Below are 21,927 nucleotides of genomic sequence, written 5' to 3'. Positions count from 1 at the left end.
GCGGGACACCCACCGCGAGGGCCCCGGTGAGGCGGTCGCCGGTGCGGTAGGCGGCGATGAAGCGGCGGGTGGCCAGGTGTCCTTCGACCACGGTGACTTCGTCGTGGCCGCGGAGATGGCCGTACGCCTGGATCTTCAGCTCGTACTGGTCGGACCAGAAGCTCCTCGCAGAGCAGGTTGCGGGCGACGGCCAGGCCCTGCTCGGCGGCGTTGGTGCGGTGTTCGACGCGCATGCGCGTGCCGAAGAACGGGTTGTACCAGCGAGCCACGTCGCCCACTCCGTACACGCCGCGCGCGGCCTGGCTGAACTCGTCGCAGACCAGGCCGTTGTCCAGCAGCAGCCCGCTGTCCTCCAGCCACTCGGTGTTGGGAAGCGACCCGATGCCGACCACGACGACATCCGCCGGTACCGCGGTTCCGTCGGCCAGGGCCACTCCGGTGACCTCTCCCTCGCGGTTGAGAATCTCCCGCACCGTCACCCCGGTGCGCAGGTCGACGCCGTGCTCGTGGTGTGCCTGGGTCAGGGCGTGGCCGATGTCTTCGCCGACGGCGTGGGCCAGCGGTACCGGCGCGGGTCGAGCACGGTGACGGCGAGGCCGAGGCCGCCTCCGCACCGAGGAGCCCGGCGCCCACCACGACGAGCCGCCGCCCGGCGAGGAACTGTTCCTTCAGGGCGAGCGCGTCCTCCAGGATGCGGAGTACGTGGACCCCGCGTACTCCGTCGCTGCCGGGCAGCCGCCGGGGCCGTACCCCGGTCGCCACGACCAGGGCGTCGAAGCGGACGGTCCCGCCGCCGGTCAGGGCGACGGTCCGGTCCCGTAGGCTCACCCCGGTGGCCGCCCGGCCCAGCCGCAGGTCCAGGCCGAGCGCGTGGATGTCGGCGCGAGCGCGGAGCGGTAGCCGGTCCGGGCCCCACTCGCCGGTCAGGATCTGCTTGGACAGCGGTGGGCGGTCGTACGGCAGGTGCGTCTCGTCGCCGATCAGGGTGATCGAGCCCTCGTACCCCTGCCTGCGCAGTGCCTCGGCGCTCGTGAGGCCGCCGGCGGAGGCGCCGACGATGACCACCCGGTCCATGGCGCTCACGATTCCAGGACGCGGATGGCCGTCGCGGGGCAGACCATCGCCGACTCGCGTACGCCGTCGTGCAGTTCGGGGGCGGGCGTCTCGTCGAGCAGGACGACCATGCCGTCTTCGTCGCGCTGGTCGAAGACGTCGGGTGCGATCAGTACGCACTGCCCCGAGGCGACGCATTTGGGGACGTCGACTTCTACCTTCATCGTGGTTCTCCGGTTGTTCGTGTGGGACGGGTGGTTCAGTGCGCGACGGTCAGCAGGCCCGTGGTGACGCCGCCGGTGGTGCCGCCGTCGGTGAGCAGCGCGGTGCCGGTGATACAGGAGGCGGCCGGGCTGCCGAGGAAGAGCAGGACCTCGGCCTGCTCGTCAGGGGTGGCGGGACGGCCCAGTGGGATCGGGAAGGTGTCCCAGAACTCCTTGCCGGTCATCGCCTCGAAGTCGGCGGTCATGGGTGTGGCGGTCGGGCCGGGGAGTGTGCAGTTGATGCGGATGCCCTTCTGCCCGAGTTCGACGGCCGCGTACTGGGTCCAGATGACGACGGCCTCCTTGGACGCCGGGTAGGCGAGCGCGATCTCGTCCGGATGCTGTTCGCACCAGTCCTTCGCGCCGTCGAAGCCCTTGGTGTGGACCAGGGGAAGCAGGGTTTCCAGATTGTCGCTCCAGTGCGAGCCGGCCTGGGAGGCGATGGTGGTGACGGATCCGCCCGGAGTGATGTGTGGGACGACGGCTTCGGTGAGGTGCCGTACGCCGGCGAAGTTGATGAGCATGGTGTCCAGGGGTGAGGTCCGGTTGCCGGGCACGCCCACGCAGTTGAACAGGGCCGCGACCGGTCCGCCGATCTCGGCGACGGCGGCGCTGATCGCCTCCGGGTCGCTCAGGTCCGTCGCGTAGAAGTGAGCGTCGGCCGGGGCCGGCGGCGTCTTAAGGTCCAGCACGTGGACCTCGGCGCCGAGTCCGGTGAGTTTGCGGGCCAGTGAGGCACCCATTCCGGCGCCTCCGCCGCCGCTGACTACGACTCGGTCTCCCTCGAAGGACTGGTGCGGCTTCATCATGACTCTCCTTGGCGTGGGCTCGTGTGAACGAGGGGGGCGGACCCCGGGATCGGGGTCAGAGACCCGCGACGGTCTTGGTCTCCAGATGGGCCTCGAAGCCTTCGAGCCCGCTCTGGCGGCCGATGCCGCTGGCCTTGTAGCCGCCGTACGGGGCGTCGGCGCCGTGGGCCACTCCACCGTTGATCGAGACGGTGCCGGTACGGATCCGCCAGGCGACGGCGAGCGCTCGCTCGGGCGAAGCGGAACTGACGGCGCCGGACAGGCCGTACGGGCTGTCGTTGGCTATGCGGACCGCGTGCTCCTCGTCGTCGTAGGGCAGGACGGTGAGCACCGGGCCGAAGATCTCCTCCTGCGCGATCCGCATCCCGGGAGTGACGTCCGCGAAGAGCGTCGGCTCGACGTAGTAGCCGCGCGTCAGATGCGCGGGGCGTCCGCCGCCCAGGACCAGCCGTGCGCCTTCCTCCTGCCCGATGCGGATGTACTCCTCGACCTTTTCCCGCTGTTGGGCGCTGATCTGCGGGCCCTGGATGTTGACCGGATCGGTCGGGTCGCCGTAGGCGACGGCACGGAAAGCCGTCTCGATGATCTCCAGTCCCTCCTCGTGGCGCGAGCGCGGCAGCAGCACCCGGGTCTGCAGGGCGCAGCCCTGCCCGCCGTGCAGGCACGCCTGGAACGCCGAGGAGGCCAGGGCCTGTGGGAAGTCGGCGTCGTCGAGGACGATGTGGGCCGACTTGCCGCCGAGTTCCAGCAGCAGCCGCTTGGTCATCGGGGCGACGCGTTGCTGGATGTGGCGGCCGGTGGCGGTCGAGCCGGTGAAGGAGATCATGTCGACCCGGGGGTCGTCCACGATCAGCTGGGCGCGCTCGTTGCCGGCGGTCGGCACGATGTTGACCACACCCGCCGGGATGTCCGTCTCCTCGGCGATCAGCCGACCCAGGTGGGTGGCGTTCCACGGGGTCAGAGCGGCGGGCTTGAGGACGACCGTGTTGCCGGTGGCCAGGGCCGTGCCGAGCTTGTTGAGGGTGGTCTCCAGGGGGAAGTTCCAGGGCACGATCGCGCCCACGACTCCGATCGGTTCCTTGTGGACCTTGCGCCAACTGCGTGCTCCGAAGAAGTCGTTGTCCGCCAGGTCCCGTTCCCAGGGAAAGGTGTCGATGGCCTGGGCGGGCCAGAGCAGGTCGTCGCCCAGCGGCGTCTCCAGCTGCATGTGATGCGTCGTCGAGACCGGCGCACCGACCTCGGCGACCAGTACCGAACGCAGCAGCTCCTTGTTCTTCTCCAGTGCCTGCTGGAGTTGCAGGAGGCAGTGCTTGCGGAAGGCGTGGTCGGTGGCCCAGTCGGTCTCGTCGAAAGCCCGGCGGGCCGCGGCGATCGCCCGGTCGATGTCGTCGGCTGTCGCGTCGAAGGTGTGGCCGATGGTCTCCTCGGTCGCCGGGTTGATGTTCGGGAAGACTCCGTCGTCGCCGCTCTCGACCAGCCGACCGTCGACGAGCATGCGCGGTTCTGCCAGGACCTGCGCGCTGTGGGGAACCGTGGTGGTCATACCTCTGCCTCCTTGCAGTGGGTCGGACACGGAACGGGTGTCACCAGGTGACGGGGAGGGCGTGGACGCCGTAGATGTCCACGTCGGTCTTGAACGGGACTTCCTCCAGCGGAACCGCGAGCCTGAGCGTCGGTATGCGGCGGGCCAGCGTGGTGTAGACGATCTGGAGTTCCACGCGGGCGAGCGGCTGGCCGAGACATTGGTGGATGCCGTAGCCGAAGGCCAGGTGGTCGCGGGCGCCGCGCCGGATGTCGAGGGTGTCCGGGTTGTCGTAGTGCTTCTCGTCGCGGTTGGCGGAGAAGGTCAGCGGTATCACGGCCTCGCCCGCCTTGATCTCCCGGCCGCCGATGACGGTGTCCTGCTTGGCGACCCGCCAGTTCGGCTCGTTGAGGATGGTGAGGTAGCGCAGGAGTTCCTCGACCGCGAGCGGAGCGAGGGAGGGGTCCTCGCCGAGCGCGTGGTACTGCTCGGGGTGCTGGAGCAGTGCGAGCGTGCCGAGCGCGATCATGTTGCCGGTCGTCTCGTGGCCGGCGACGAGCAGGATGAAGGCGATGCCCTGGACGGTGCGGCGGTCGAGCTTGCCGGTGCGCAGCTGGTCGTGGACGAGGCGGCTGACGATGTCGGCCTCGGGGGCGAGGTCGGGGTCGGCGTCGCGGGAGTCGACGAGGCCGTAGACGTAGTCGTTGAGCTCACTGATCTTGGTGACACGCTCCCCGTCGGAGACGTTCCGCTTGAAGAGGTAGGTCGTGCGGTCCTGGAAGAACGCGTGATCACTCTGCGGGATGCCGAGCATCTCGCTGATGATGATGTTCGGCAGCGGCGAGGCAATGGCCTCGAAGAGGTCGGCGGGCCTGGGCCCGGCCAGCATGGCGTCGATCAGGTCGTCGACGACCTGCTGGATCCTCGGCCGCATGGCCTCCACCCGCTTGATCATGAAATCGCGGGTGACCAGACGGCGCAGGTCGTCGTGGAGGGGCGCGTCCATGCGCAGGAAGGCCGGCAGACCGGACGTGCTCAGGGCCCGGTTGACCTTGCCGGCCGGGCCCTGCGGGTAGTCGGGGCGGGTGATGTCGGCGCTGAGCGCGTCGCTGAGGAGTGCCTCGCGGACGTCGTCGTACCTGGCGACCAGCCAGGCGTCGTGACCGTGCAGGTCGGCGGGAGCGAAAGGGCACTTCGAGCGCAGCGCGGCGTACTCCGGCGGCGGGTCGAAGGGCACGGAGCGCGTCATCGGGAAGGCCAGCCGCTCCGCGCCGCCCGAAAGTCGACGGATGAGATCACGCGCGTGATCGTCGATAAGTGTGTCGGAGTTCTCAGCCGGGTCCGTGTCGAGGTCCTGGGTGTCCGTGGTGCGGGACATGGATCACCGCTCCGTTCAGGGGGAGGGGAAACGGATGTCGAACGATCTAAGTAAACATTGTTTACCAAGTTGGTGAACACGGTAAACCATTTGGCCGGGGAAGCGGAACCCTGGCGCACGGCTCGTCAGTGGGCAGGCAGAGTCGTCCTGTCGAGCACAGAACTGCCATATGCAGCCGTGAAGTGAAGCCGCTGCTTGTCAGGTGCGGTGGAGAGACTGCAGCTCGCGTTCGTCCCCGGCCGTCGTGTCCGCCGCGAGCAGCAGCGGAACGAGTTCACGGGCGTCGTCCAGGTCCCCCATCCGATCCACCAGCCGGACGAAGCGGTTCAGCCGGTCCACCGAGACGGGCCGGCCGCCGTGGGAGGACCGGTCCCAGAAGTCGTGGAGGAGCCGGTCGCGGTCCAGGGGGTCGTTCTGCCCGCCCTTCATGCCGTCGCGCACCTCCGAGAGCAGCCGGCCCTGTGTGGTGCGCACGTCCACCGCGGCCCGTCCGAGGTGGACGCCCTCGGCGAGCTCGGGCTCATACACGACGCGGACCGCACCGGCCAGCGCCACGACCGCCGGGTCGGTCACCGCCTCGGGCGTGAAGTCGTCCATGGTCGGCGTGCCCCGCAGCAAGGCGTTCGCCACCGTGTATTGAACGCTGAACTGTCCGTCCACCGTGGGATTGCGGCCAGGTTCGAAGGTGCTGCCCACCAGCAGGTAGGGCAGCTCTCCCGCCATCCGCACGGTCACCGACTCGACATCCCCGGCCTTCAGTGAATGCCTCTCGGCGAGCGCGAGCGCTGCATCCGTCGCCGTCCCGGTTCCCCCGCAGGCGGGGAAGTTCTTGAATCCCATCGTCATCACCGTCCACCGCTCCCCCAGCTGCCCGGCGAGGGTGGCATCGTCCCGGCGGTCCGAGAACAAGTGGTGGAAGCCCCAGACTCCGGTGATCCAGTGCTTCGGCCCGGTCATGCCGCGCAGGGCGAGTTGGGCGCATTCGACGGCGTTGCGTGAGGAGAACCCCTGGATGAGCCGCACCGCCAGGGAGGCATCGATGTTGCTCTGGAAGCTGCCGCCGGCGCGGTTGAACGCCAGCGCCATGGCGTTGAGCATCTGTTCGTCGTCCAGAGCCATCAGCCGGCCGGCGACCACGGTGGCGGCGATGACGGTGCCCACCCCGCTGGGGTCGAACCCGCCGTGCCGCGTGACCAGACCGAGCCGGGTGCCGATCTCGGCACCGACCGCGAGGGCAGTGAGCACCTCGGCTCCGCTGCGCCCGCCGACCAGTTCTGTGACTGCCAGGGCGACGGGAACGAGGGATGTGCCGAGGTGCTGGCCGGGCATCACGAAGTCGCAGATGTCGTGGGCACGCGCCATCGTGCTGTTGGCCAGGACCGCGGCGTGCGCGGGGACGCGTCCGCCGTGCACCAGGACCGTCGCCTCCTCGGCCCCGCCCCAGGACCGGACCAGGTCGACAACCTCCTCACAACCGTCGGCACTCCCGCCGGCGACCGTGCAGCCCGCGATCACCCATGTCAAGGTCTTCATCAGCTCGGTGACTTCGTCCGGCAGGTCTTCGTACCGCGTCCGAACGCCCCAGGACGCCATCTCTTTCTCGATTCCCATTGCCGCTCCTCATCGAAGGTGCCGGTCCGGTACGGCTCGACGCTAGGCCGAAGGTCGGCAATACGGCCAATGCATTGTCGGAACAAGAAATTGCGCTGAGTGCAATTGTCCGGCGGGAAGTTGGTCGACTTCAAAATTGCGCCGGACGCAAGGAATGCGTCATGGATTGCATTGGAAGAAATCATTGCTTGCTCCATAGCCTGGCTTCATGAAGAGCCTCGCTGCAGCAGGAGCGGCGCACGACATCCTGCGCGACAACTTCCGCGACACGATGGCCCAGGCTGCCGGATCCGTCACGGCGGTCACCGCACTCGACGGGGCCAGGCCGCACGGCACCACTGTCAGCGCGTTCCTCTCGCTGTCGATGACCCCGCCGCTCATCGCGGTCGCCCTGGACGGCGACTCGGACCTGCTCGCGCTCATCCGGCGCACACGGCAGTTCGGGGTCAACGTGCTTGCGGTCGAACAGTCCACGATCGCGACCCGGCTGAGCCGCAAGGGCCCCGACAAGTTCGACGGACTGAGCTGGTCGCTCGACCACGAGCTGCCCCGGCTGCCGGGCATCGCCGGATGGGTCGCGGCAACGGTCGAGGACTTCCTGCCCGGCGGTGACCACCGGATCGTCGTCGGCGCCGTGGTGGACAGCGAAGTCGATCCCGGCGTCGCACCGCTCACCTACCACCGGCGCACCTTCGGAACCCACACCCCGATCGTCTGAGCCCCGCCACCATCATCAGGAGGTTCCAGGATGTACTTTTCGGAGACCGAGACCGCGCGCCGTCGCGGCATGTTGCACGAAACCATGGACGACCTCGGCCTGGAGGCAGTCGTCCTACTGGCGCCGGCACCGTCGCCGACGGCACAGGAAGAGTTCTACTTCCTGCAGAACGACTACATCGCGTCCGGGCTGAGCGCTACCGTCGTTCCCCGCACCGGAGACCCGACGACCATCAGCCCGTACCTGCAGTCGCTTTCGCACGCCCAGTTCTCGACCTCGTCGGACTGCCGGGTCTACGGCGAGACGCAGTCCCCGGCAGCCCTCCTCGGCGATGTCCTGACCGAGAAGGGGATTTCGGCGGGCCGGGTCGGCTGGCGCTGGTCGAACGTGCCCGCGTACTCGTACGAGCACCTGCGCGGCGCGCTGCCCGACGTCGAGTGGGTCGACATCTCCGGCGCGTTCAAGGACATGTGGTACCGCAAGAGTTCCGAGGAGGCCGAGGCAGGTCTCCGCTCCGCGGAACTCGCGGCGGCCGGTTACCGGCACCTGCTGGAGGTGATCGAGCCGGGGATGACCGAGTGGGACGTCGTCACGGAGTTCGAGAGCTTCACCTTCCGCAACGGCGCCAACCGCAACTTCACCATCGTGGCCTCCGGTCCGCTGGAGTCCGGCCGGGCGTTCCCCGAGCTGAGGCCGGCGACACGGCGCCGTCTCGAGCCCGGCGACCTCGTGATGATGGAGATGACCCCCGCCGTCTCGGGCTTCTACACCCAACTGGTGCGAACCATCGCCGTGGGCCCGGCGACGGACCAGGCGCAACAGCTCAAGGACGTAGCAGTCACGGCGATCCGCGCCGCGACCGGTGTCCTTCGCCCGGGCGCCACCGTTGGCCAAGTGGCGTCCGCCCTGAAATCGGCGGTCGAGGCCGCCGGCTTCGGGACCTCTTTCCCCTTCGGTCACACCGTCGGCGTCGATCTCGTGCTGGACCGGCTGCTGCCGGACCTCGATCGGGTCCTGCACGAGAACGACACAGTGATCATCCACCCGCGGGTACACACACCCGACGGTCATTACTCCTTCTTCTGGGGCGAGACCTATCTCGTCACCGCCGCCGCCAACATCCGAATGGGCGGGGTCGGCGACGCGCTGGAGTCCGCCCGGCTCACACTCGCCACCCACTGACAACGATCGATTCCCACAGAACGAGCCACAGTACGAGGAGGGTTTCGTGCGCGACGACAAGATGGTCCTGGTCGCCTTCGGACAAGCGACCGTCAGCCAGACCCAGAACGGTGCGTGGATGCACCCGGGGAGCGACCCGAACGTGCTCCAGCCGGAGTACTACATCAACCTCGGCCGAGAGGTCGAGCGAGCCGGATTCGACATGCTGTTCTTCGACGACAGGTGGGCGATGCCGGGCACCTACGGGCGCTCGTTCCGCGACGCGGTCCGTCGCGGAACCCGGGTCGTCAAGCTGGACCTGCTGACGATACTCGGCCTGATCTCGGCGCACACCGAGCGGATCGGGCTCGGCGCCACCTATTCGACGACCTACTTCCACCCGTTCCACGTCGCCCGGGCGTTCGCCACCCTCGACCATCTGTCCAAGGGCCGGGCGGTCTGGAACATCGTGACGTCACTGAACCAGGACGAGGCAGAGAACTTCGGCACGCCGTTCATGGAACACGACAGCCGCTACGACCGCGCCGACGAGTTCCTCGAAGTGGTCACCGGCCTGTGGGAAACCTGGGAGCGAGACGCCTTCCGACTGGACCGGAGCACCGGCGTGTTCGCCGACCCGGACAAGGTGCACTACCTCGACCACAAGGGTGCCGCGTTCGTCTCCCGCGGCCCGCTCACCGTGCCGCAGCCCCCGCAGGGCTGGCCGGTGCTGCTGCAGGCCGGGCAGTCCGGCCGGGGCCGGAAGTTCGCCGCACGGTGGGCCGACCTGATCTTCGTGGTGGCCGCCGGCATCGAGTCCGGACAGAAGGTCTACCGGGAGCAGCACACGGCGTTCGAGGAAGTCGGCCGCACCGCGGCGCCGGGCCGAATCCTGCCGGCGGTGCAGGTGGTCGTCGGTCCCACCGAGGCGATCGCCCGGGAGAAGAAGGCCTACCTCGACTCGCTGAGCGACCCCGAGGAGGCGCTGATCCTGCTCTCGGAGCTGTCCGGGCTGGACTTCTCCTCCTACGACCTGGACGAGCCGCTGCCCGCGGACATCGTCAGCCGCACGACCGGGTCGCAGGCCATCGTCTCCAGCATCATCGGCAAACTCCGGGCGAACTACGGCGAGTCGGCCACTACCCGGGACCTCGGCGAGATGATGGGCAGTCAGTCGGGTGTGCACATCATCGGCAACCCCCAGCAGGTCGCCGACGAGCTGTGCGCGTGGTTCGAGGGCCGTGCCTGCGACGGGTTCGTGATCCAGCAGGCCGACACGCCGGGCAGCTTCGAGGACTTCGGGCGCTACGTCATCCCCGAGTTGCGACGGCGCGGGGTGGTCGACGAGCCGCCCACCCGGGGGACCTTCCGTGACCGTCTCGGCCTGGACGCCCGCGCCGGCCGCTGATCCCGGATCGACGCCGTGCCCCGGAATGCTCGGAGGGACACGGCGTCGTCGCGCGAGCAACTCCCTGACCGGCGGTGAGTACTGCCCGTCGCGGTGTTCTCGCCACTTCCCTTCTAGAGTTACGTTCCACGTTCGAGAACGGAACGAGCCCATGGACGTCAACAAGCTGCGGCACGCGGTGACGGTCGCCCGCGAAGGCAGCTTCGTGGCGGCTGCGGAGGTCCTGCACCTGTCTCAGTCGGCGCTGACCCGCAGCATCCAGGCCCTGGAGAACCACTACGGCCTGACGGTCTTCGAGCGGGGCCGAAACGGTGCGCGGCTCACGCCGGAGGGCGAGGCATTCATCGCCGCGGCGGAGGACATCGTGTGGAGCGTCAAGCGCGCCGACCAGCGCCTGCTCTCCATCGGCGCCGGCCGGAACGCGACCGTGCGGTTCGGCGCGGGCCCGGTCGTGACGGCCTCGGTTCTCCCCGAGGTGATGTCCCAGCTGTCCGGGCTGCCGGTCGACCTGGACATCCGGATCGGTTCCAACGCGACGTTGCGTTCGCTGCTGAGCCGAGGAGAAATCGACTTCTTCGTGGGCGGTGTTCCGGCTCGATCGGACCACTTCCGGACGGCCTACGGCTTCCGGGTCGAGCAGATCCTCAAGGACAACGACGACATTTGGCTGGTGGTCCACGCCGACCACCCGCTCGCCTCGGGTGACCTCACTCCCGACCGGCTCTCCCGGTACCCGGTGGCCTGCGAGTCGTTCGTGAAGGACCGGATCGGGCTGGAGACCCTGGCCGAACTCGGGCTACGCCCACCCTCGATCGAGATCGACGACTACGGCGTCCTGCACATCCTGGCCAGGACGACCGACCACATCCTGGTCAGCAGTTGGGGAGGCACTGGACCCCACGGCGACGACCGTCTCGTCCGGCGCCGTGTCGCGTTCCCCGATCACCTACAGGCCTGGACGTGGGGCGTGGTGTCGTCGAACCGGGCACCGCTGACCGCTCCGATCCGTGCCGTCGTCGACGTCCTGCTCTCCGGGCTGCCCACACCGGGAACGCCTCGTACGGACAGCAGGTGACGGCTCACCTCCGCAGTAGAGGTCAGGACTCCGGCGGGTGAGGATTTCGATGCCGACACACGGACGCCGTTGAGTACGGTCACAGAGGGATCGGGGACAGCACCTCGTAACGTCGCCCCGGCATGCCCATCGTGCCGCGTCGGCGACGTGCTGGGCGGTGCCCTGACACCCATGGGGACGAGGCTCGCGCGCCGGGCGACGACATCGCCTTTGCACACCGGTCGGTCGACCGCGTCCACGCCCATCGGGGTGTCCATCAATCCCGGGCGCGACGGCGTTGACGCGGGCGCCGTGGGATGCATACTCCAGCGCCAAGCTGCGGATCATCGGGTACCTCCGACCTTGACGTGGCGTAGATGATGGTCGCCCGGAGGAATCTCACCCGGGCCCCCACAGATCCGTGCGCAACAGTCTCCCGTTACAAGGCTCTTGTGCTCCTGATCATGGGAAAGCAGCGCCCGCAACTCCGCATCGGCCATACGCCTCGTCGCCGGGCGCAACCCTTCGGACCCCGCCCTCACGGCTCTCGTCGGCGAACTCGCCGTCGACTTCGAGACCCTATCCCGGGGATGCAACCCCGACGTTCAACTCGTCATCCACCTCGCCGAACCGGGCGCTCCATCAGCTGATGCCCTTGACCTGCTCTGCGGCCGGGCGGGCACACCCTCGCGTGGCGGCGACCAGGGTCTGCAGCTCAATGACTCCGACACGTCAAGATCCCGAACAGAAGCCTGGCCGGACCGGACCGAGCTCGATCAGCGTCGACTTCGATGTCCGGATCGGCGCGGTCAGGGGCACACCCTACTTCTTGTACTGCTCGACAACACCAGCGGCACAGGCATCTGCGGATACGGTCACCTGTTCTCCACCGGGGACGACTTCCGCACCGCCATCTCGATGGGCGGCGGGGTGGCCACAGCGAACCACATCGACTCGTCGCTGTACGCCAAGAACCTGCACGCGTCAGGCGACCTTCCGCCTCACCACGCGATTGTCACTTGCGGCCGAACAGAGAGGACATCAGGGAATCGCGCAGTTCGTCGAGTTCGGACGCCTCGCTGACATCGGACACGTTCCACCACAGACCGAACTGACCGTGCAGGCCGCTCCACAGCAACTTGGCTGCCTGCCGCGCATCCGGTCGGCCGTCCGGATCACTCGTGGCGTCCATGCCGCGCGCCTCGTCCAGATAGGACACCGTGGCCTCGCACCAAGCATCCAGGACGCGCCCCATGGGATGGCGGGCGGGCTCCGGTGACGAGGACAGCGTCGGGCCGATGCGGAACAGCAGCTCGTAGCGGCGCGGTTCGTCGAGCGCGAAACGGCAATAGGCATCGACGACGGCACGCAACCCTGCCCAGGCATCCTCAGCGGGCGCTGAACGCCGCGCGGCACGCAAGGTTTCGGCCATGCTCTCGTACACGCCGTCGAGCAGCGTCCACATCAGCTCGGCCTTGTCCTTGAAGTGTTTGTAGATCGCCGGGGCGGTCACCCCCGCCTCGCGGGCGATCGCCCGCAGCGAGATATCCTCAGGACGCCCCGTCTCCTCCAGCAGACGGCCCGCCGCATCCAGGATCTCCTGGCGGAGCCGCTGCCCCTCTCCCCAACGGTTCGGCACCCGCTTCACGGCGCCCTGTGCAGCACTCATCGACGACTCATCCCTCCTGGTCCGCCCAGACCTGTCAGTTTCCGGGCCTGTAGGCGCCGCGTCCAAATCCGCCCTGCTTAGTTCTGTGTTTGCGGCGCGAATGATTTACGGTGTTCATAAAGTTACTAAACTTCGTTTACCAAATCGGCTTCCCGCCCGAACGGAGCCGTGAGACATGCCCGCCGACACCCGCCTCGACGACCACACACGCGACCTCATCCGCCGCCTCACGGGCGGACCGGAGCGGCTGACCTTCCCGATGACGCGCTCCACACCCTTCGACCCGCCACCGGAGTACGCCACACTGCGCTCCAAGTGCCCCTTCGCCCCCGCCGACCTGCACGGTCACGACGCCTGGCTCATCACCCGGTACGACGACGTCCGCGAGGCACTCCTCAGCAATGCGCTGAGCGCCGACATCACCCGCCCCGACTACCCACAGGGCCCGGCCGGCAAGGTCAACCGAGCCCTGGCCACCTCCGGCCTGCCCGCCTTCCTGCGCATGGACGCACCCCTCCACGACGACCTGCGCCGCCTGGTCACCCGCGACTTCATGATCAAACGAGTCGAGGCCATGCGCCCGAGAATCCAGATGAGGTAGACCGCACGTCAACCAGTCGGCTCCACCTCTCCACGGACTGCTCTCGGGAGCCTTACGGGAAGTTACGTACGGCCGCATGAAACCCGCCGGCCCCCGTCCGCAATGACGCGGCCGCGTCAGTAAAGTCCCGGGCGGCAAAGTGGCGGTGCGCGAACTTGCCCAGGTGTTCGGCCGGGACGGGCACAAGCTCCTCACCGCGGCTTGGACGGCCGACACACCGCCCCGTCTGCGGATGCTGGCACAGGTGGAGATGCTTCGGCAGGTCTGGGTTCACCGCAACACAGCGGGATTCGCGATCACGTGAAGCCAAGATCACCAACAGAGTCATGGCAGTGGCCCTAGACGCTCCTGGTGGCCGCTGTCCATCCAGACCTCGAGGATGGAGGGGAGCCACGTGGTTGCCGCCGCGAACGACGGTTTGAGGTCCTCAAGGCGAGCGAGCGCTATGACAATGACACGACCGTGGAGGCTGTTGCTACTTCGGTTGCCCATGCGCCCAGGCGATTCCATAGTCTTGCTCGACCGCTCTGGAAGTTGTGGCAGTGGTAGCTGCCCGCCAGTACGAACAGCGTGATGTCGTCCGAGCGCTCGTAGAACGCCACCTCGTCGCGCGGTCGCTCGGCGAGGTCGAACTCGCCGAAGGCGACCAGCACCGGTCCAGTGACACGCGCCGCGTGGTCGGCGGTGTAGCCGACATGGAGCGCATCAACGTAGGACTCGGCCGCCCAAGTGACCGCATTGGCGTTGTCGGCCGCGATGATGTCCGCCGGGACGTCGGGCCCGTTCAGCCAACCCTGGTGCGCCGCCTTGTCTACGACGCCGTAGCGCGCCTCCCACTGATCGGCCCAGAAGCCCTTCGCCTGCTCGACGGCCGTGGCGCGCAGAGCGCCGTCGTCTCCGCTGTCAACCGCACGGGCCTTCGCTCCGTGCGTGAACCCGAGGACAGCGATGGCGTCGTAGCTGGCGCTCCGCGCCTGCTGGAGCACCACAAGTCCGCCGCCCATCGAATGTCCGACTCCGACGACAGCAGGCGCGGCAACCGGCGGAATGTGCGGGACGAGTGTCCCAGCGGCGAGGCGTGCGCGGATAACTTCGACGGCTCCATGCGCGGCGTCGGCGAGGGCGGCATAGGTGCACAGGGTGCCGTCCTGAGCAATGCTCGTGACTTGTGGATCGGCCTCGGGTTGGACGCGAAGGGCGTACCTTCCCGAGTGATCGACTTCTGGTCATCGAGTAGGCCGACGTTGCACCGTCGGTCGGGAAGGCCCACCCGTGCTCAGCGTAATGAATGCAGACGGTTCCACCGAGAGCGGCTCCCTGATTGACGACATCGTCCGTGAGGGCGCGAGGCGAATGCTGGCCACCGCGCTGGAGGCTGAGGTCAACGCCTACATAGCTGAGTTGGCCGACCAGTGCGATGAGGCGGGTCGGCGTCTGGTGGTTCGCAACGGCTACCACCGCGAGCGGTCGGTGACCACGGCCGCCGGCCCCATCGAAGTCAAGGCGCGGCGGGTCAACGACCGGCGCATCGACGAGGCGACCGGCGAGCGCAAGCGGTTCTCCTCGAAGATCCTGCCGCCGTGGTGCCGCAAGTCGCCGAAGATCTCCGAGGTGCTGCCGCTGCTCTACCTGCACGGGCTGTCGTCCGGGGACTTCGTGCCCGCGCTGGAGCAGTTCCTGGGCAACTCGGCCGGGCTGTCGCCGGCCACCGTGACGCGGCTGACCAAGCAGTGGCAGGACGACCACACCGTCTTCCAGGACCGCGACCTGTCGCAGACCGGCTACGTGTACGTGTGGGCGGACGGGGTGCACCCCAAGGTCCGCCTGGGCCAGGCCCGCTCCTGTGTCCTGGTGCTGATGGGCGTGCGCACCGACGGCTCCAAGGAGCTGATCGCGCTGGCGGAGGGGCTGCGGGAGTCGACCGAGTCGTGGGCCGACCTGCTGCGCGACTGCCGTCGGCGCGACATGCGCGATCCGGCGCTGGTGGTCGGGGACGGCGCGATGGGCCTGTGGAAGGCCCTCGCGGAGGTGTTCCCCGATGCCCGGCATCAAAGGTGCTGGGTTCACAAAACCCGGAATATCGCGAACGCCCTGCCGAAGTCCGCACAGCCGGGCGCGAAGAAGGCCCTGCAGGAGATCTGCAACGCCGAGGACCGTACCCACGCCGAGAAGGCCGTCAAGGCGTTCGAGAAGGCGTACGGCGCGAAATGGCCGAAGGCCGTGAAGGAGATCACCGACGAGGTCGACGAGCTGCTGGCGTTCTACGACTTCCCCGCCGAGCACTGGGTCCACCTGCGGACCACCAACCCCATCGAGTCGACCTTCTCCACGGTGAAGCTCCGTACGAAGGTCACCCGCGGCGCAGGCAGCCCGGCCGCCGCCCTGGCGATGGTGTTCAAGCTTGTCGAATCAGCCCAGGCCCGCTGGCGCGCCGTGACCGCACCCCACCTCGTCGCCCTCGTCCGGGTCGGCGCCCGCTTCGAGAACGGTCACCTCGTCGAACGCCCCGAGGAACCCGCCGCAGCGTGACACACCTCAACCGACCCACAACTGCTGACAGTTGCTCCATCTTCCTCAACCGCTTGTCTGGATGAGTCCTGTAAAGGTGTCGGCGAGGCGATGGGCCAGCGCGCTCGCATCATCCGGGGTGGTGAGACCGGTGAGCGTCTGTAGCGCGCCACCGTGCACAAGAAGGACGAGCCCGTGGGCGGCCGCCCAGGCCAATAGGGGAACGTCTCCCGTCCCAGCTCTCATGCCCTCCGGGGCCCCCGTGGCCGTGTCGACCAGGATCGAGAAGGATTCGCGGTGGGCCCGGATGAGCGTGGGGTCGTCGCGATCGAGCTCCGTAGACCGGAACATGAGATCGAAGAGTTCCGGGTTGCCGAGTCCGAAGTCCATGTAGGCGCGGCCGAGCGCGGTGAAGCGCGCCGCAGGATCGGTTGAGCCCTCGGCTGCGGCACCGAGAGCTTCTCCTAGCTGCGCGAACCCTTCGACAGCCAGGGCAGTGAGCAGGCCGGCACGGTTTCCGAAGTGCCACTTGGGAGTGGCTCGTGAAACCCCGGCCCGAGTCGCCATGGCCCGCAGACTGAGCCCTCCCGCGCCGTACTCCAGCAGCTCGGCGCGGGCCGAGGCGAGCAGCGCCGCGCGCACATCGGTCGGGTAGGCGGAGTTCGATGCAGGCGTCATGCGAGAGAGTCTCGCAGACCAGTTTGACACCGTCAAAGCGGAGGAGCACAGTAGAGCTACACCCTTTGACACCGTCAAAGTCAGGAACTGCTCATGCCGCCCTCATGCGAGACCCGAACGCCTCGCCCCGTCCGGCAACCCCGCCAGCGTCGAGGCTGGCCGCCACGACGAGCGCGAGAGACGCCTCTCGGACACTTCATCTCAGCGCTGCGGCAGTGCTGCTGGTGTACGTCTACGGCCCCTCCAGTCTGGCGCTGGCCCTTCGGCCATGGCTGCAACTGCTCATGGTCCCCCTGATGAGCTTGAGCGGTCTCGCTCTGTGGAAGCAGGCACAGATCCGCCGACTGATCGCCGCGGCCTGTCGCAGCGATCAGCGCCCGACACTCTCGCCCTGAACGCGAATCTACGCACCTTGGAGACCGTCATGTACCGCTGGTTCGTCCGTCGCAATGTCCGTGCCGCCTTCGCCGCCCTGTCCCGGGGCGAGATTTCACTGATCGACAACATGGCCCTGGATGTGCACCACACCTTCCCGGGCCGCGGCGCCCTGGGGGGAAAGCGCACCAGCCGGGAGGACGTCACCGCATGGCTGTCCCGGCTCTACCGCGTCCTGCCCGGCCTGGAGTTCCAGGTTCGCGCCGTCGCCGTCGACGGCTGGCCGTGGCACACCACCGTCGGCGTGGAGTGGGCCAACGAAGCCACGCTGCCCGACGGCAGCACTTACACCAACATCGGGTCCCACATCCTGACCCTGCGCAACGGGAAGATCGTGGCCTTCCACGCCTACCTAAATGACGTCCAGGCCATCGACGACGCCCTTGATCGTGTCGCCGCCAACGGCGTGGATGAGGCCACCGCCCCGGCCATCAACTCGGCCTGACGCGACGTCGGCCACGGAATCCTCGCCCCGCGTCGCCTCTTCCCACATCCAGCCGAACGCCATCCCTGGCGATGACGACGCCTACACCCCGGAACACCCGGCGGCCCGGGTCCTCTTGCTCACCAACACCCCGGCCCCGGAGCCCACCCTGCACACCCGCCTGGGCACCATCCAAGGTCTCGTCACCTGGGCTGCAATCCTGGTGAGCCGCTATTGACCCACAACTCTTGATGCGATGAAGGGGCGGCGCCTCCGCCCCCGCGCGGCCGGGTACATACCCGGTGTTCACGTTCGTCATGGCGAAGGAGGTCCCTGATGAGCGAGTACGACGGACATCAGTACGTCGGCATCGACCTGCATCGCAGGCGCTCCGTAATCGTGCGTCAGACCGCGGACGGCACGCAGCTGAGCGCAGTGCGTATCGTCAACGACCCGGTCGCGCTGGGCCTGCAGATCGAGCAGGCCGGCAGCCGCCCGGACGTGGTCGTGGAGGCTACCTACGGCTGGTACTGGGCAGTTGACGTGCTTCAGGCCGCCGGGGCCGAGGTCCACCTGGCCCACCCGTTGGGCGTGAAGGGCTTCGCCTACCGGCGTGTCAAGAACGACATCAAGGACGCCTCGGACCTCGCCGACCTGCTGCGCATGGGGCGTCTTCCGGAGTCCTGGATCGCCCCGCCCGACCTGCGGGAGTTGCGCGAACTGGTCCGCTACCGGGCCAAACTGGTGGCTCTGCGCAGTGGGCTGAAGGCCCAGGTGCATGCGGTGCTCGCGAAGGCCGGGGTCCTCATCGCCGTCTCCGACTTGTTCGGGACCGACGGCCGCCGCCAGCTGGGGCAGACCTCGCTGTCCGGTGCCTACGCCCAGCGCGTGGTCTCTCTGCTGAAGCTGATCGACATCCTCGACGCCGAGGAAGCCGTCTTCAACACCCGCATCGCCGAGCGGCTTCGCGGCCACGCCGGCTGTGGGGCCATCCGGTGTCTGCCCGGCATCGGACCGGTCCTGGCCGCCGTGCTGGTCGCCGAGATCGGCGACGTGCACCGGTTCCCCTCCGCCGACCGGTTGTGCTCCTGGTCTGGACTGACCCCGCGCCACTACGAATCCGACACCGTCGTGCGCCGCGGGCACGTCACCAAGCAGGGCAGCAAGCTCGTGCGCTGGGCCGTCGTGGAGGCCATCCAACGCGCCACCACACCCAAGATCGCCGAAGACCGGGCACGGATCGAGGCCCGCCGCGGCAGGAACATTGCGAAGGTCGCCGCGGCCCGCAAACTGCTCACGCTGGTCTACTACGGGCTGCGCGACGGACACATCCGCGCCCTGGCCCGCCAGGCGGCGTGAGCAGCTCGGTGGCGGCAGGCGCGTGGCCGGGCAATTGTCTGACCCCCTCAAGCATGCGGCCGTGGATTTGATTGGCCCCGCCTGCCCCACGTCGTATCGCTCCATGCGGCCCAGCGTCGCGAAGGAATGACCGGCAGCCGAGTACGGCCCTGCCCTCCCGCATCGCGGGCTGGAGAACAGCGACACCCACAACCGCATGCTCACACCCGCCTCGGGACCACACCTCGGCCACGAGTCGATCAGCTCTGCCCGATACCGCCAACAGCCAGCAGAAAACCACTGTTGACAGAACCCGCCCCTTCAGGAATGACAATTGCTCCTGCCGTCCTCGGGCCGACCACTGCCTCCTACACCAAGTGGGTCGGCCGCGATGACGACGAAGCCGCGGGCGGTCATGTGTTCGGCGAAGCTGTAGCCGTCGCGGCCTGGAAGGTGGATGTTCCAGTAGTCCCTCCCGTAAGACCCACCGGGCCAGCAGACGAGCACCCGGACATCTCGCTCGTCCACCTCGGCGGGCGCGTACAAGGTCGCGGCGATCGTCAGGGCCCCGACACCATCCGGCGTCGCCGACGGCGGCAGTCCCAACGTGAGATCCATCCCCATGATCGAGGTCACTGACGACACGCGGGTCTCCTCTCTCGCGACAACTCTTTCACTATTTCATCAGACCTGAACTGAAGTAAATTAAGCAATCAGGAAAGGTTCCTAGGAAACGTCAAAGCTCTCCCGCGTTTAGGCATGCCCAGTGAGAGCTGCAGGTGTCACTCGCGACACACTCGTAGGGAACTCGTCCACTACCACACCAGTCGAGTTGGGTTCAGTCGTGAGCCATCAGTCGGGCCCTCTCGGAGGGTGCCATGATGACCAATGCCCTATTTGCCGCTTCGTCGGGGTGAGCGAGCAGGCCGCAGCGGCGCAGGGCGACTTACGGCCGCGGATGGGAGAACAAGCCCTGCTCGGTCTCGGCCAGGATCCCGCGTTTGACGAGCGGCTTGTGTTTCAGGCGGATGCTGTTGAAGGCGTTGAGGGCGATCTCCAGGTCCATCGCCTCGCACACCTGCCGTACCCGCAGCGGGGCGTCGGCTGCGGCAAACACCCCATGATCTACTGGCAGGCCGGATGGCCAGGCAGCTTCGGGGGTGGCGGCTCGCGTAGCTCCAGCAGTGTCTTGCGGGTGATCCCGACCTTCCCGGCGGCCCCGCCGAGCTCGTCCAGCCGTGCGGTCAGCTGCGCGATCTGCTCTCCAATCGTCTCGGCCTACGCGGCGATCTCCCGTTCCCGCTCCTCCACCGACCGCGAGCAGGCCGCCGATCCGGCGGCCAAGCCCGAAACGGCGGCCGCACCGCTGGGACCACGGGGCAAAACCGTCACCGAACCTCTGCGCGGCCAGGTCGTGCCACCGGTGCGCATCGCACACCCACGGCGTTGCCCGCTGCCATCGATATTTCCGGGCCCCAAGACTACGCAGACCGCGTCCTATGTTGTCTGCCGTCATCCAATCGAGGCGTTTGGCAGCGAACGAAGTCGTTCGGGCTTCCTTGCCAGTGAATCTGGTCGTGTGAGGTGAACGCGATGAGGGTGCGGCGTGACCGTACCGGCTGAGGTGGGTCTTGCTGGGCCGTACTTCGAGATGTCGTACGTCGATGCGGCTCGGTGCCAGCGGCGGCGTCCACTGCGGGACTGCGTAGCTATTCACTTGAAGAACGCGCCCCCTGTTCGGCCATTTCGGTGGTCGCGTGGCAGGGGTCACTTCCCGGGCTGGTACTGGTCGGCGACGCCCGACCGGCATGTCAGTTTCGAATCATCGCTGGAGCATGACCGACTCGTGCCGATGGCCTTCGATCCGTCGGTGGCCGGGATCGGCTCTCAGCCGTTCTGGCTGCACTGGCACGACGGTGAGCGTGAGCGGCGGCCTGCCCCGGACTGCATTGTGCGCCACTCGGACGGATCCGCAGTGGTCATCGACGTCCGCGCCGACGATCGGATCGCGCAGCAGGACGCTGCCGCGTTCGCAGTGACGCGCCTGGCCTGTGCCTAGGCCGGATAGGGCTTCGGGCAGGTGGGGGTGCTGTTGGTGGACGTGCGGTGGCTATCGCGCCACCGGGCACTCATGCTGCCTGCACGGCCTGGCTGTCAACCGGCTGGAGGTCTTCGCGGAGCCTGGCCCGCTGCTGGCAGGGGCCGATACGGTCGGTGACTGTCGGCGTACACATGATTGTGGCTCTGGCGAGATTTCGTAGCCGGAGATCAACATCTGGGGTCGGGGCAGGGTTTGGGGGATGCGCGTCGTGAGTGTGGAACCCGGCTGATGTGCTGGCGGAGGAGTACTATCCCGGCGCGGCCGCCCACTTGGCGCTTGATGAGCTTGACGTCGGTGATCCATCCATCGATCACCCCGGAGTTATGTGCGGTGGTGATGCCGGCGTCGGTCGCAGTGCGGTCTCCGCGGAAGACCTTGACGATGGCGCGGAGCGCAGTGCGTTCGCTCTCCTCGACATCCTGCAGCCAGGTTCCCAGCCGCACGGCATCGCGGCCGACGAGCACTGACACAAAGCCGCGTACAAGCTGGTGGGCCTGCGCCGGTTCGGGGGCTGTTGTCGAACAGCCGATCCAGCCGCTGAGCGTCGTGTTGCCAGCGCCGCGGCGGGGCACTGGTCATCCAGCGGGCCAACAAATTCGCACATTGAGCTTCTTCGAGCTGGCCACCGATCAGGTGACGGTCCACGAAGCGCAACGAGCGAGGCCCCCCGAGCTGTTGATCGAGATGTCTGACGTCTCAACCACGCTGCTCGGGGGCCTCGTTGGTCATCTATCCTGCCGCACTCGACCTGCCCCATGCGCTCGTGGAGTGGAATCTCAATGAGCGTGTCAAGCCGTCTGCGGGACCGGCGGGGTAGAGGTGAACAGCCTCTTGTCGCGCAGCATCGCCCAGAGCACATCGACCCGGCGGCGGGCCAGCGTGAGTAGCGCCTGGGTATTGAGCAGCCCCTCGGCTCGCTTCTTGAGGTAGTAGTCCCGGGACGGTCCTGGTCGCATCATCGAGGACTGCGCGGACATGTAGAACAGCCAGCGCAGGCGGCGGTTGTAGCGTTTGGGCCGGTGGTTGTTGCCGGTGCGGCGGCCGGAGTCGCGGGGTACCGGGGCCAGGCCCGCGTGCGAGGCCAGGCGGCCGGCGTCCCGGTATCCAGAAAGGTCTCCGACAACGGCGACGAACTCGGCGCCCAGGATCGGGCCCATGCCGGGAAGGGACTCGATGATCTCGGCGCGGTCGTCGAG

21 protein-coding genes and 4 pseudogenes are annotated in these 21,927 nt (G+C 67.9%); 10 read left to right on the top strand and 15 right to left on the bottom strand.

Going from position 1 to position 21,927, the window contains the following annotated elements:
- Window positions 1–55 precede the first annotated feature (55 nt).
- From ACFPIH_RS51675 to ACFPIH_RS51640, 8 genes and pseudogenes are all read right to left on the bottom strand, one after another.
- A pseudogene (locus ACFPIH_RS51675) lies at window positions 56–133 on the bottom strand (oxidoreductase C-terminal domain-containing protein); the annotation flags it as partial.
- Window positions 134–254: 121 nt separating this feature from the next.
- A pseudogene (locus tag ACFPIH_RS51670) lies at window positions 255–614 on the bottom strand (FAD-dependent oxidoreductase); the annotation flags it as partial.
- 40 nt (window positions 615–654) lie between these two features.
- Window positions 655–1,074, bottom strand: a pseudogene (locus tag ACFPIH_RS51665) (FAD-dependent oxidoreductase); the annotation flags it as partial.
- Window positions 1,075–1,079: 5 nt separating this feature from the next.
- Complete coding sequence (locus ACFPIH_RS51660) at window positions 1,080–1,277, bottom strand: ferredoxin (protein WP_381186590.1); 198 nt, start codon at window positions 1,275–1,277, stop codon at window positions 1,080–1,082.
- 35 nt (window positions 1,278–1,312) lie between these two features.
- A complete protein-coding gene (locus tag ACFPIH_RS51655) occupies window positions 1,313–2,125 on the bottom strand; it encodes a coniferyl-alcohol dehydrogenase (protein ID WP_381186593.1) in 813 nt (270 codons plus the stop codon).
- Between the two features lie 55 nt (window positions 2,126–2,180).
- Window positions 2,181–3,668, bottom strand: a complete 1,488-nt coding sequence (locus tag ACFPIH_RS51650) for an aldehyde dehydrogenase family protein (RefSeq protein WP_381186596.1) — start codon at window positions 3,666–3,668, stop codon at window positions 2,181–2,183.
- Window positions 3,669–3,708: 40 nt separating this feature from the next.
- On the bottom strand, window positions 3,709–5,025 hold the full coding sequence (locus ACFPIH_RS51645; RefSeq protein WP_381186599.1) for a cytochrome P450: 1,317 nt from the start codon (window positions 5,023–5,025) through the stop codon (window positions 3,709–3,711).
- 198 nt (window positions 5,026–5,223) lie between these two features.
- Window positions 5,224–6,636 carry an MmgE/PrpD family protein gene (locus tag ACFPIH_RS51640; protein ID WP_381186601.1) on the bottom strand — a complete coding sequence of 471 codons (1,413 nt, stop codon included), beginning with the start codon at window positions 6,634–6,636 and terminating at the stop codon, window positions 5,224–5,226.
- A gap of 208 nt (window positions 6,637–6,844) precedes the next feature.
- On the opposite strand from ACFPIH_RS51640, the gene ACFPIH_RS51635 reads away from it, so the two are divergent.
- From ACFPIH_RS51635 to ACFPIH_RS51620, 4 genes are all read left to right on the top strand, one after another.
- On the top strand, window positions 6,845–7,354 hold the full coding sequence (locus ACFPIH_RS51635) for a flavin reductase family protein (RefSeq protein ID WP_381186604.1): 510 nt from the start codon (window positions 6,845–6,847) through the stop codon (window positions 7,352–7,354).
- A gap of 30 nt (window positions 7,355–7,384) precedes the next feature.
- Window positions 7,385–8,536 carry a M24 family metallopeptidase gene (locus ACFPIH_RS51630; RefSeq protein ID WP_381186607.1) on the top strand — a complete coding sequence of 384 codons (1,152 nt, stop codon included), beginning with the start codon at window positions 7,385–7,387 and terminating at the stop codon, window positions 8,534–8,536.
- 46 nt (window positions 8,537–8,582) lie between these two features.
- Window positions 8,583–9,923, top strand: a complete 1,341-nt coding sequence (locus ACFPIH_RS51625; protein WP_381186610.1) for an NtaA/DmoA family FMN-dependent monooxygenase — start codon at window positions 8,583–8,585, stop codon at window positions 9,921–9,923.
- Window positions 9,924–10,074: 151 nt separating this feature from the next.
- Window positions 10,075–10,998, top strand: a complete 924-nt coding sequence (locus ACFPIH_RS51620; RefSeq protein WP_381186613.1) for a LysR family transcriptional regulator — start codon at window positions 10,075–10,077, stop codon at window positions 10,996–10,998.
- Between the two features lie 994 nt (window positions 10,999–11,992).
- On the opposite strand, the gene ACFPIH_RS51615 is transcribed toward ACFPIH_RS51620, so the two are convergent.
- Window positions 11,993–12,646, bottom strand: coding sequence for a TetR/AcrR family transcriptional regulator (locus tag ACFPIH_RS51615; protein WP_381186616.1), 654 nt, complete (start codon window positions 12,644–12,646; stop codon window positions 11,993–11,995).
- Window positions 12,647–12,821: 175 nt separating this feature from the next.
- On the opposite strand from ACFPIH_RS51615, the gene ACFPIH_RS51610 reads away from it, so the two are divergent.
- On the top strand, window positions 12,822–13,247 hold the full coding sequence (locus tag ACFPIH_RS51610) for a cytochrome P450 family protein (RefSeq protein ID WP_381186619.1): 426 nt from the start codon (window positions 12,822–12,824) through the stop codon (window positions 13,245–13,247).
- Between the two features lie 443 nt (window positions 13,248–13,690).
- Here the strand turns inward: ACFPIH_RS51610 and ACFPIH_RS51605 are convergent, their stop codons facing one another.
- Window positions 13,691–14,233, bottom strand: a complete 543-nt coding sequence (locus tag ACFPIH_RS51605; protein ID WP_381186622.1) for a hypothetical protein — start codon at window positions 14,231–14,233, stop codon at window positions 13,691–13,693.
- Window positions 14,234–14,531: 298 nt separating this feature from the next.
- Here ACFPIH_RS51605 and ACFPIH_RS51600 point away from each other — a divergent pair, with 298 nt between their 5' ends.
- On the top strand, window positions 14,532–15,776 hold the full coding sequence (locus ACFPIH_RS51600) for an IS256 family transposase (RefSeq protein WP_381186625.1): 1,245 nt from the start codon (window positions 14,532–14,534) through the stop codon (window positions 15,774–15,776).
- A gap of 45 nt (window positions 15,777–15,821) precedes the next feature.
- Here ACFPIH_RS51600 and ACFPIH_RS51595 read toward each other — a convergent pair whose 3' ends face one another.
- Window positions 15,822–16,433, bottom strand: coding sequence for a TetR/AcrR family transcriptional regulator (locus ACFPIH_RS51595; RefSeq protein ID WP_381186628.1), 612 nt, complete (start codon window positions 16,431–16,433; stop codon window positions 15,822–15,824).
- A 412-nt stretch (window positions 16,434–16,845) separates the two neighbouring features.
- On the opposite strand from ACFPIH_RS51595, the gene ACFPIH_RS51590 reads away from it, so the two are divergent.
- Window positions 16,846–17,313, top strand: a complete 468-nt coding sequence (locus ACFPIH_RS51590) for a nuclear transport factor 2 family protein (RefSeq protein ID WP_381186631.1) — start codon at window positions 16,846–16,848, stop codon at window positions 17,311–17,313.
- Between the two features lie 315 nt (window positions 17,314–17,628).
- The gene (locus ACFPIH_RS51585; RefSeq protein WP_381186633.1) at window positions 17,629–18,651 is read left to right on the top strand and encodes an IS110 family RNA-guided transposase; all 1,023 of its coding nucleotides are present in this window, start codon (window positions 17,629–17,631) and stop codon (window positions 18,649–18,651) included.
- 300 nt (window positions 18,652–18,951) lie between these two features.
- On the opposite strand, the gene ACFPIH_RS51580 is transcribed toward ACFPIH_RS51585, so the two are convergent.
- Both ACFPIH_RS51580 and ACFPIH_RS51575 read right to left on the bottom strand, forming a co-directional pair.
- On the bottom strand, window positions 18,952–19,275 hold the full coding sequence (locus ACFPIH_RS51580; protein WP_381186636.1) for an alpha/beta hydrolase family protein: 324 nt from the start codon (window positions 19,273–19,275) through the stop codon (window positions 18,952–18,954).
- 301 nt (window positions 19,276–19,576) lie between these two features.
- A complete protein-coding gene (locus ACFPIH_RS51575; protein ID WP_381186639.1) occupies window positions 19,577–19,747 on the bottom strand; it encodes a hypothetical protein in 171 nt (56 codons plus the stop codon).
- A gap of 534 nt (window positions 19,748–20,281) precedes the next feature.
- Between ACFPIH_RS51575 and ACFPIH_RS51570 the strand changes: the two genes are divergently transcribed.
- Window positions 20,282–20,689 (top strand): TnsA-like heteromeric transposase endonuclease subunit, encoded by a 408-nt coding sequence (locus tag ACFPIH_RS51570; protein WP_381186650.1) that lies wholly within the window; start codon window positions 20,282–20,284, stop codon window positions 20,687–20,689.
- Window positions 20,690–20,898: 209 nt separating this feature from the next.
- Here ACFPIH_RS51570 and ACFPIH_RS51565 read toward each other — a convergent pair whose 3' ends face one another.
- On the bottom strand, window positions 20,899–21,303 hold the full coding sequence (locus ACFPIH_RS51565; RefSeq protein ID WP_381186642.1) for a hypothetical protein: 405 nt from the start codon (window positions 21,301–21,303) through the stop codon (window positions 20,899–20,901).
- A gap of 149 nt (window positions 21,304–21,452) precedes the next feature.
- Here ACFPIH_RS51565 and ACFPIH_RS51560 point away from each other — a divergent pair.
- A pseudogene (locus ACFPIH_RS51560) lies at window positions 21,453–21,543 on the top strand (IS5/IS1182 family transposase); the annotation flags it as partial.
- Here the strand turns inward: ACFPIH_RS51560 and ACFPIH_RS51555 are convergent.
- The coding region (locus ACFPIH_RS51555) for a transposase (RefSeq protein WP_381186644.1) at window positions 21,520–21,927 on the bottom strand (408 nt) is incomplete at its 5' end. The pseudogene ACFPIH_RS51560 and the gene ACFPIH_RS51555 sit on opposite strands and share 24 nt — an antisense overlap.

This window comes from Streptomyces vulcanius (genome assembly GCF_042653945.1).
GTDB lineage: Bacteria > Actinomycetota > Actinomycetes > Streptomycetales > Streptomycetaceae > Streptomyces > Streptomyces mangrovi.
This window is presented reverse-complemented; position numbering and strand designations above follow the sequence as displayed.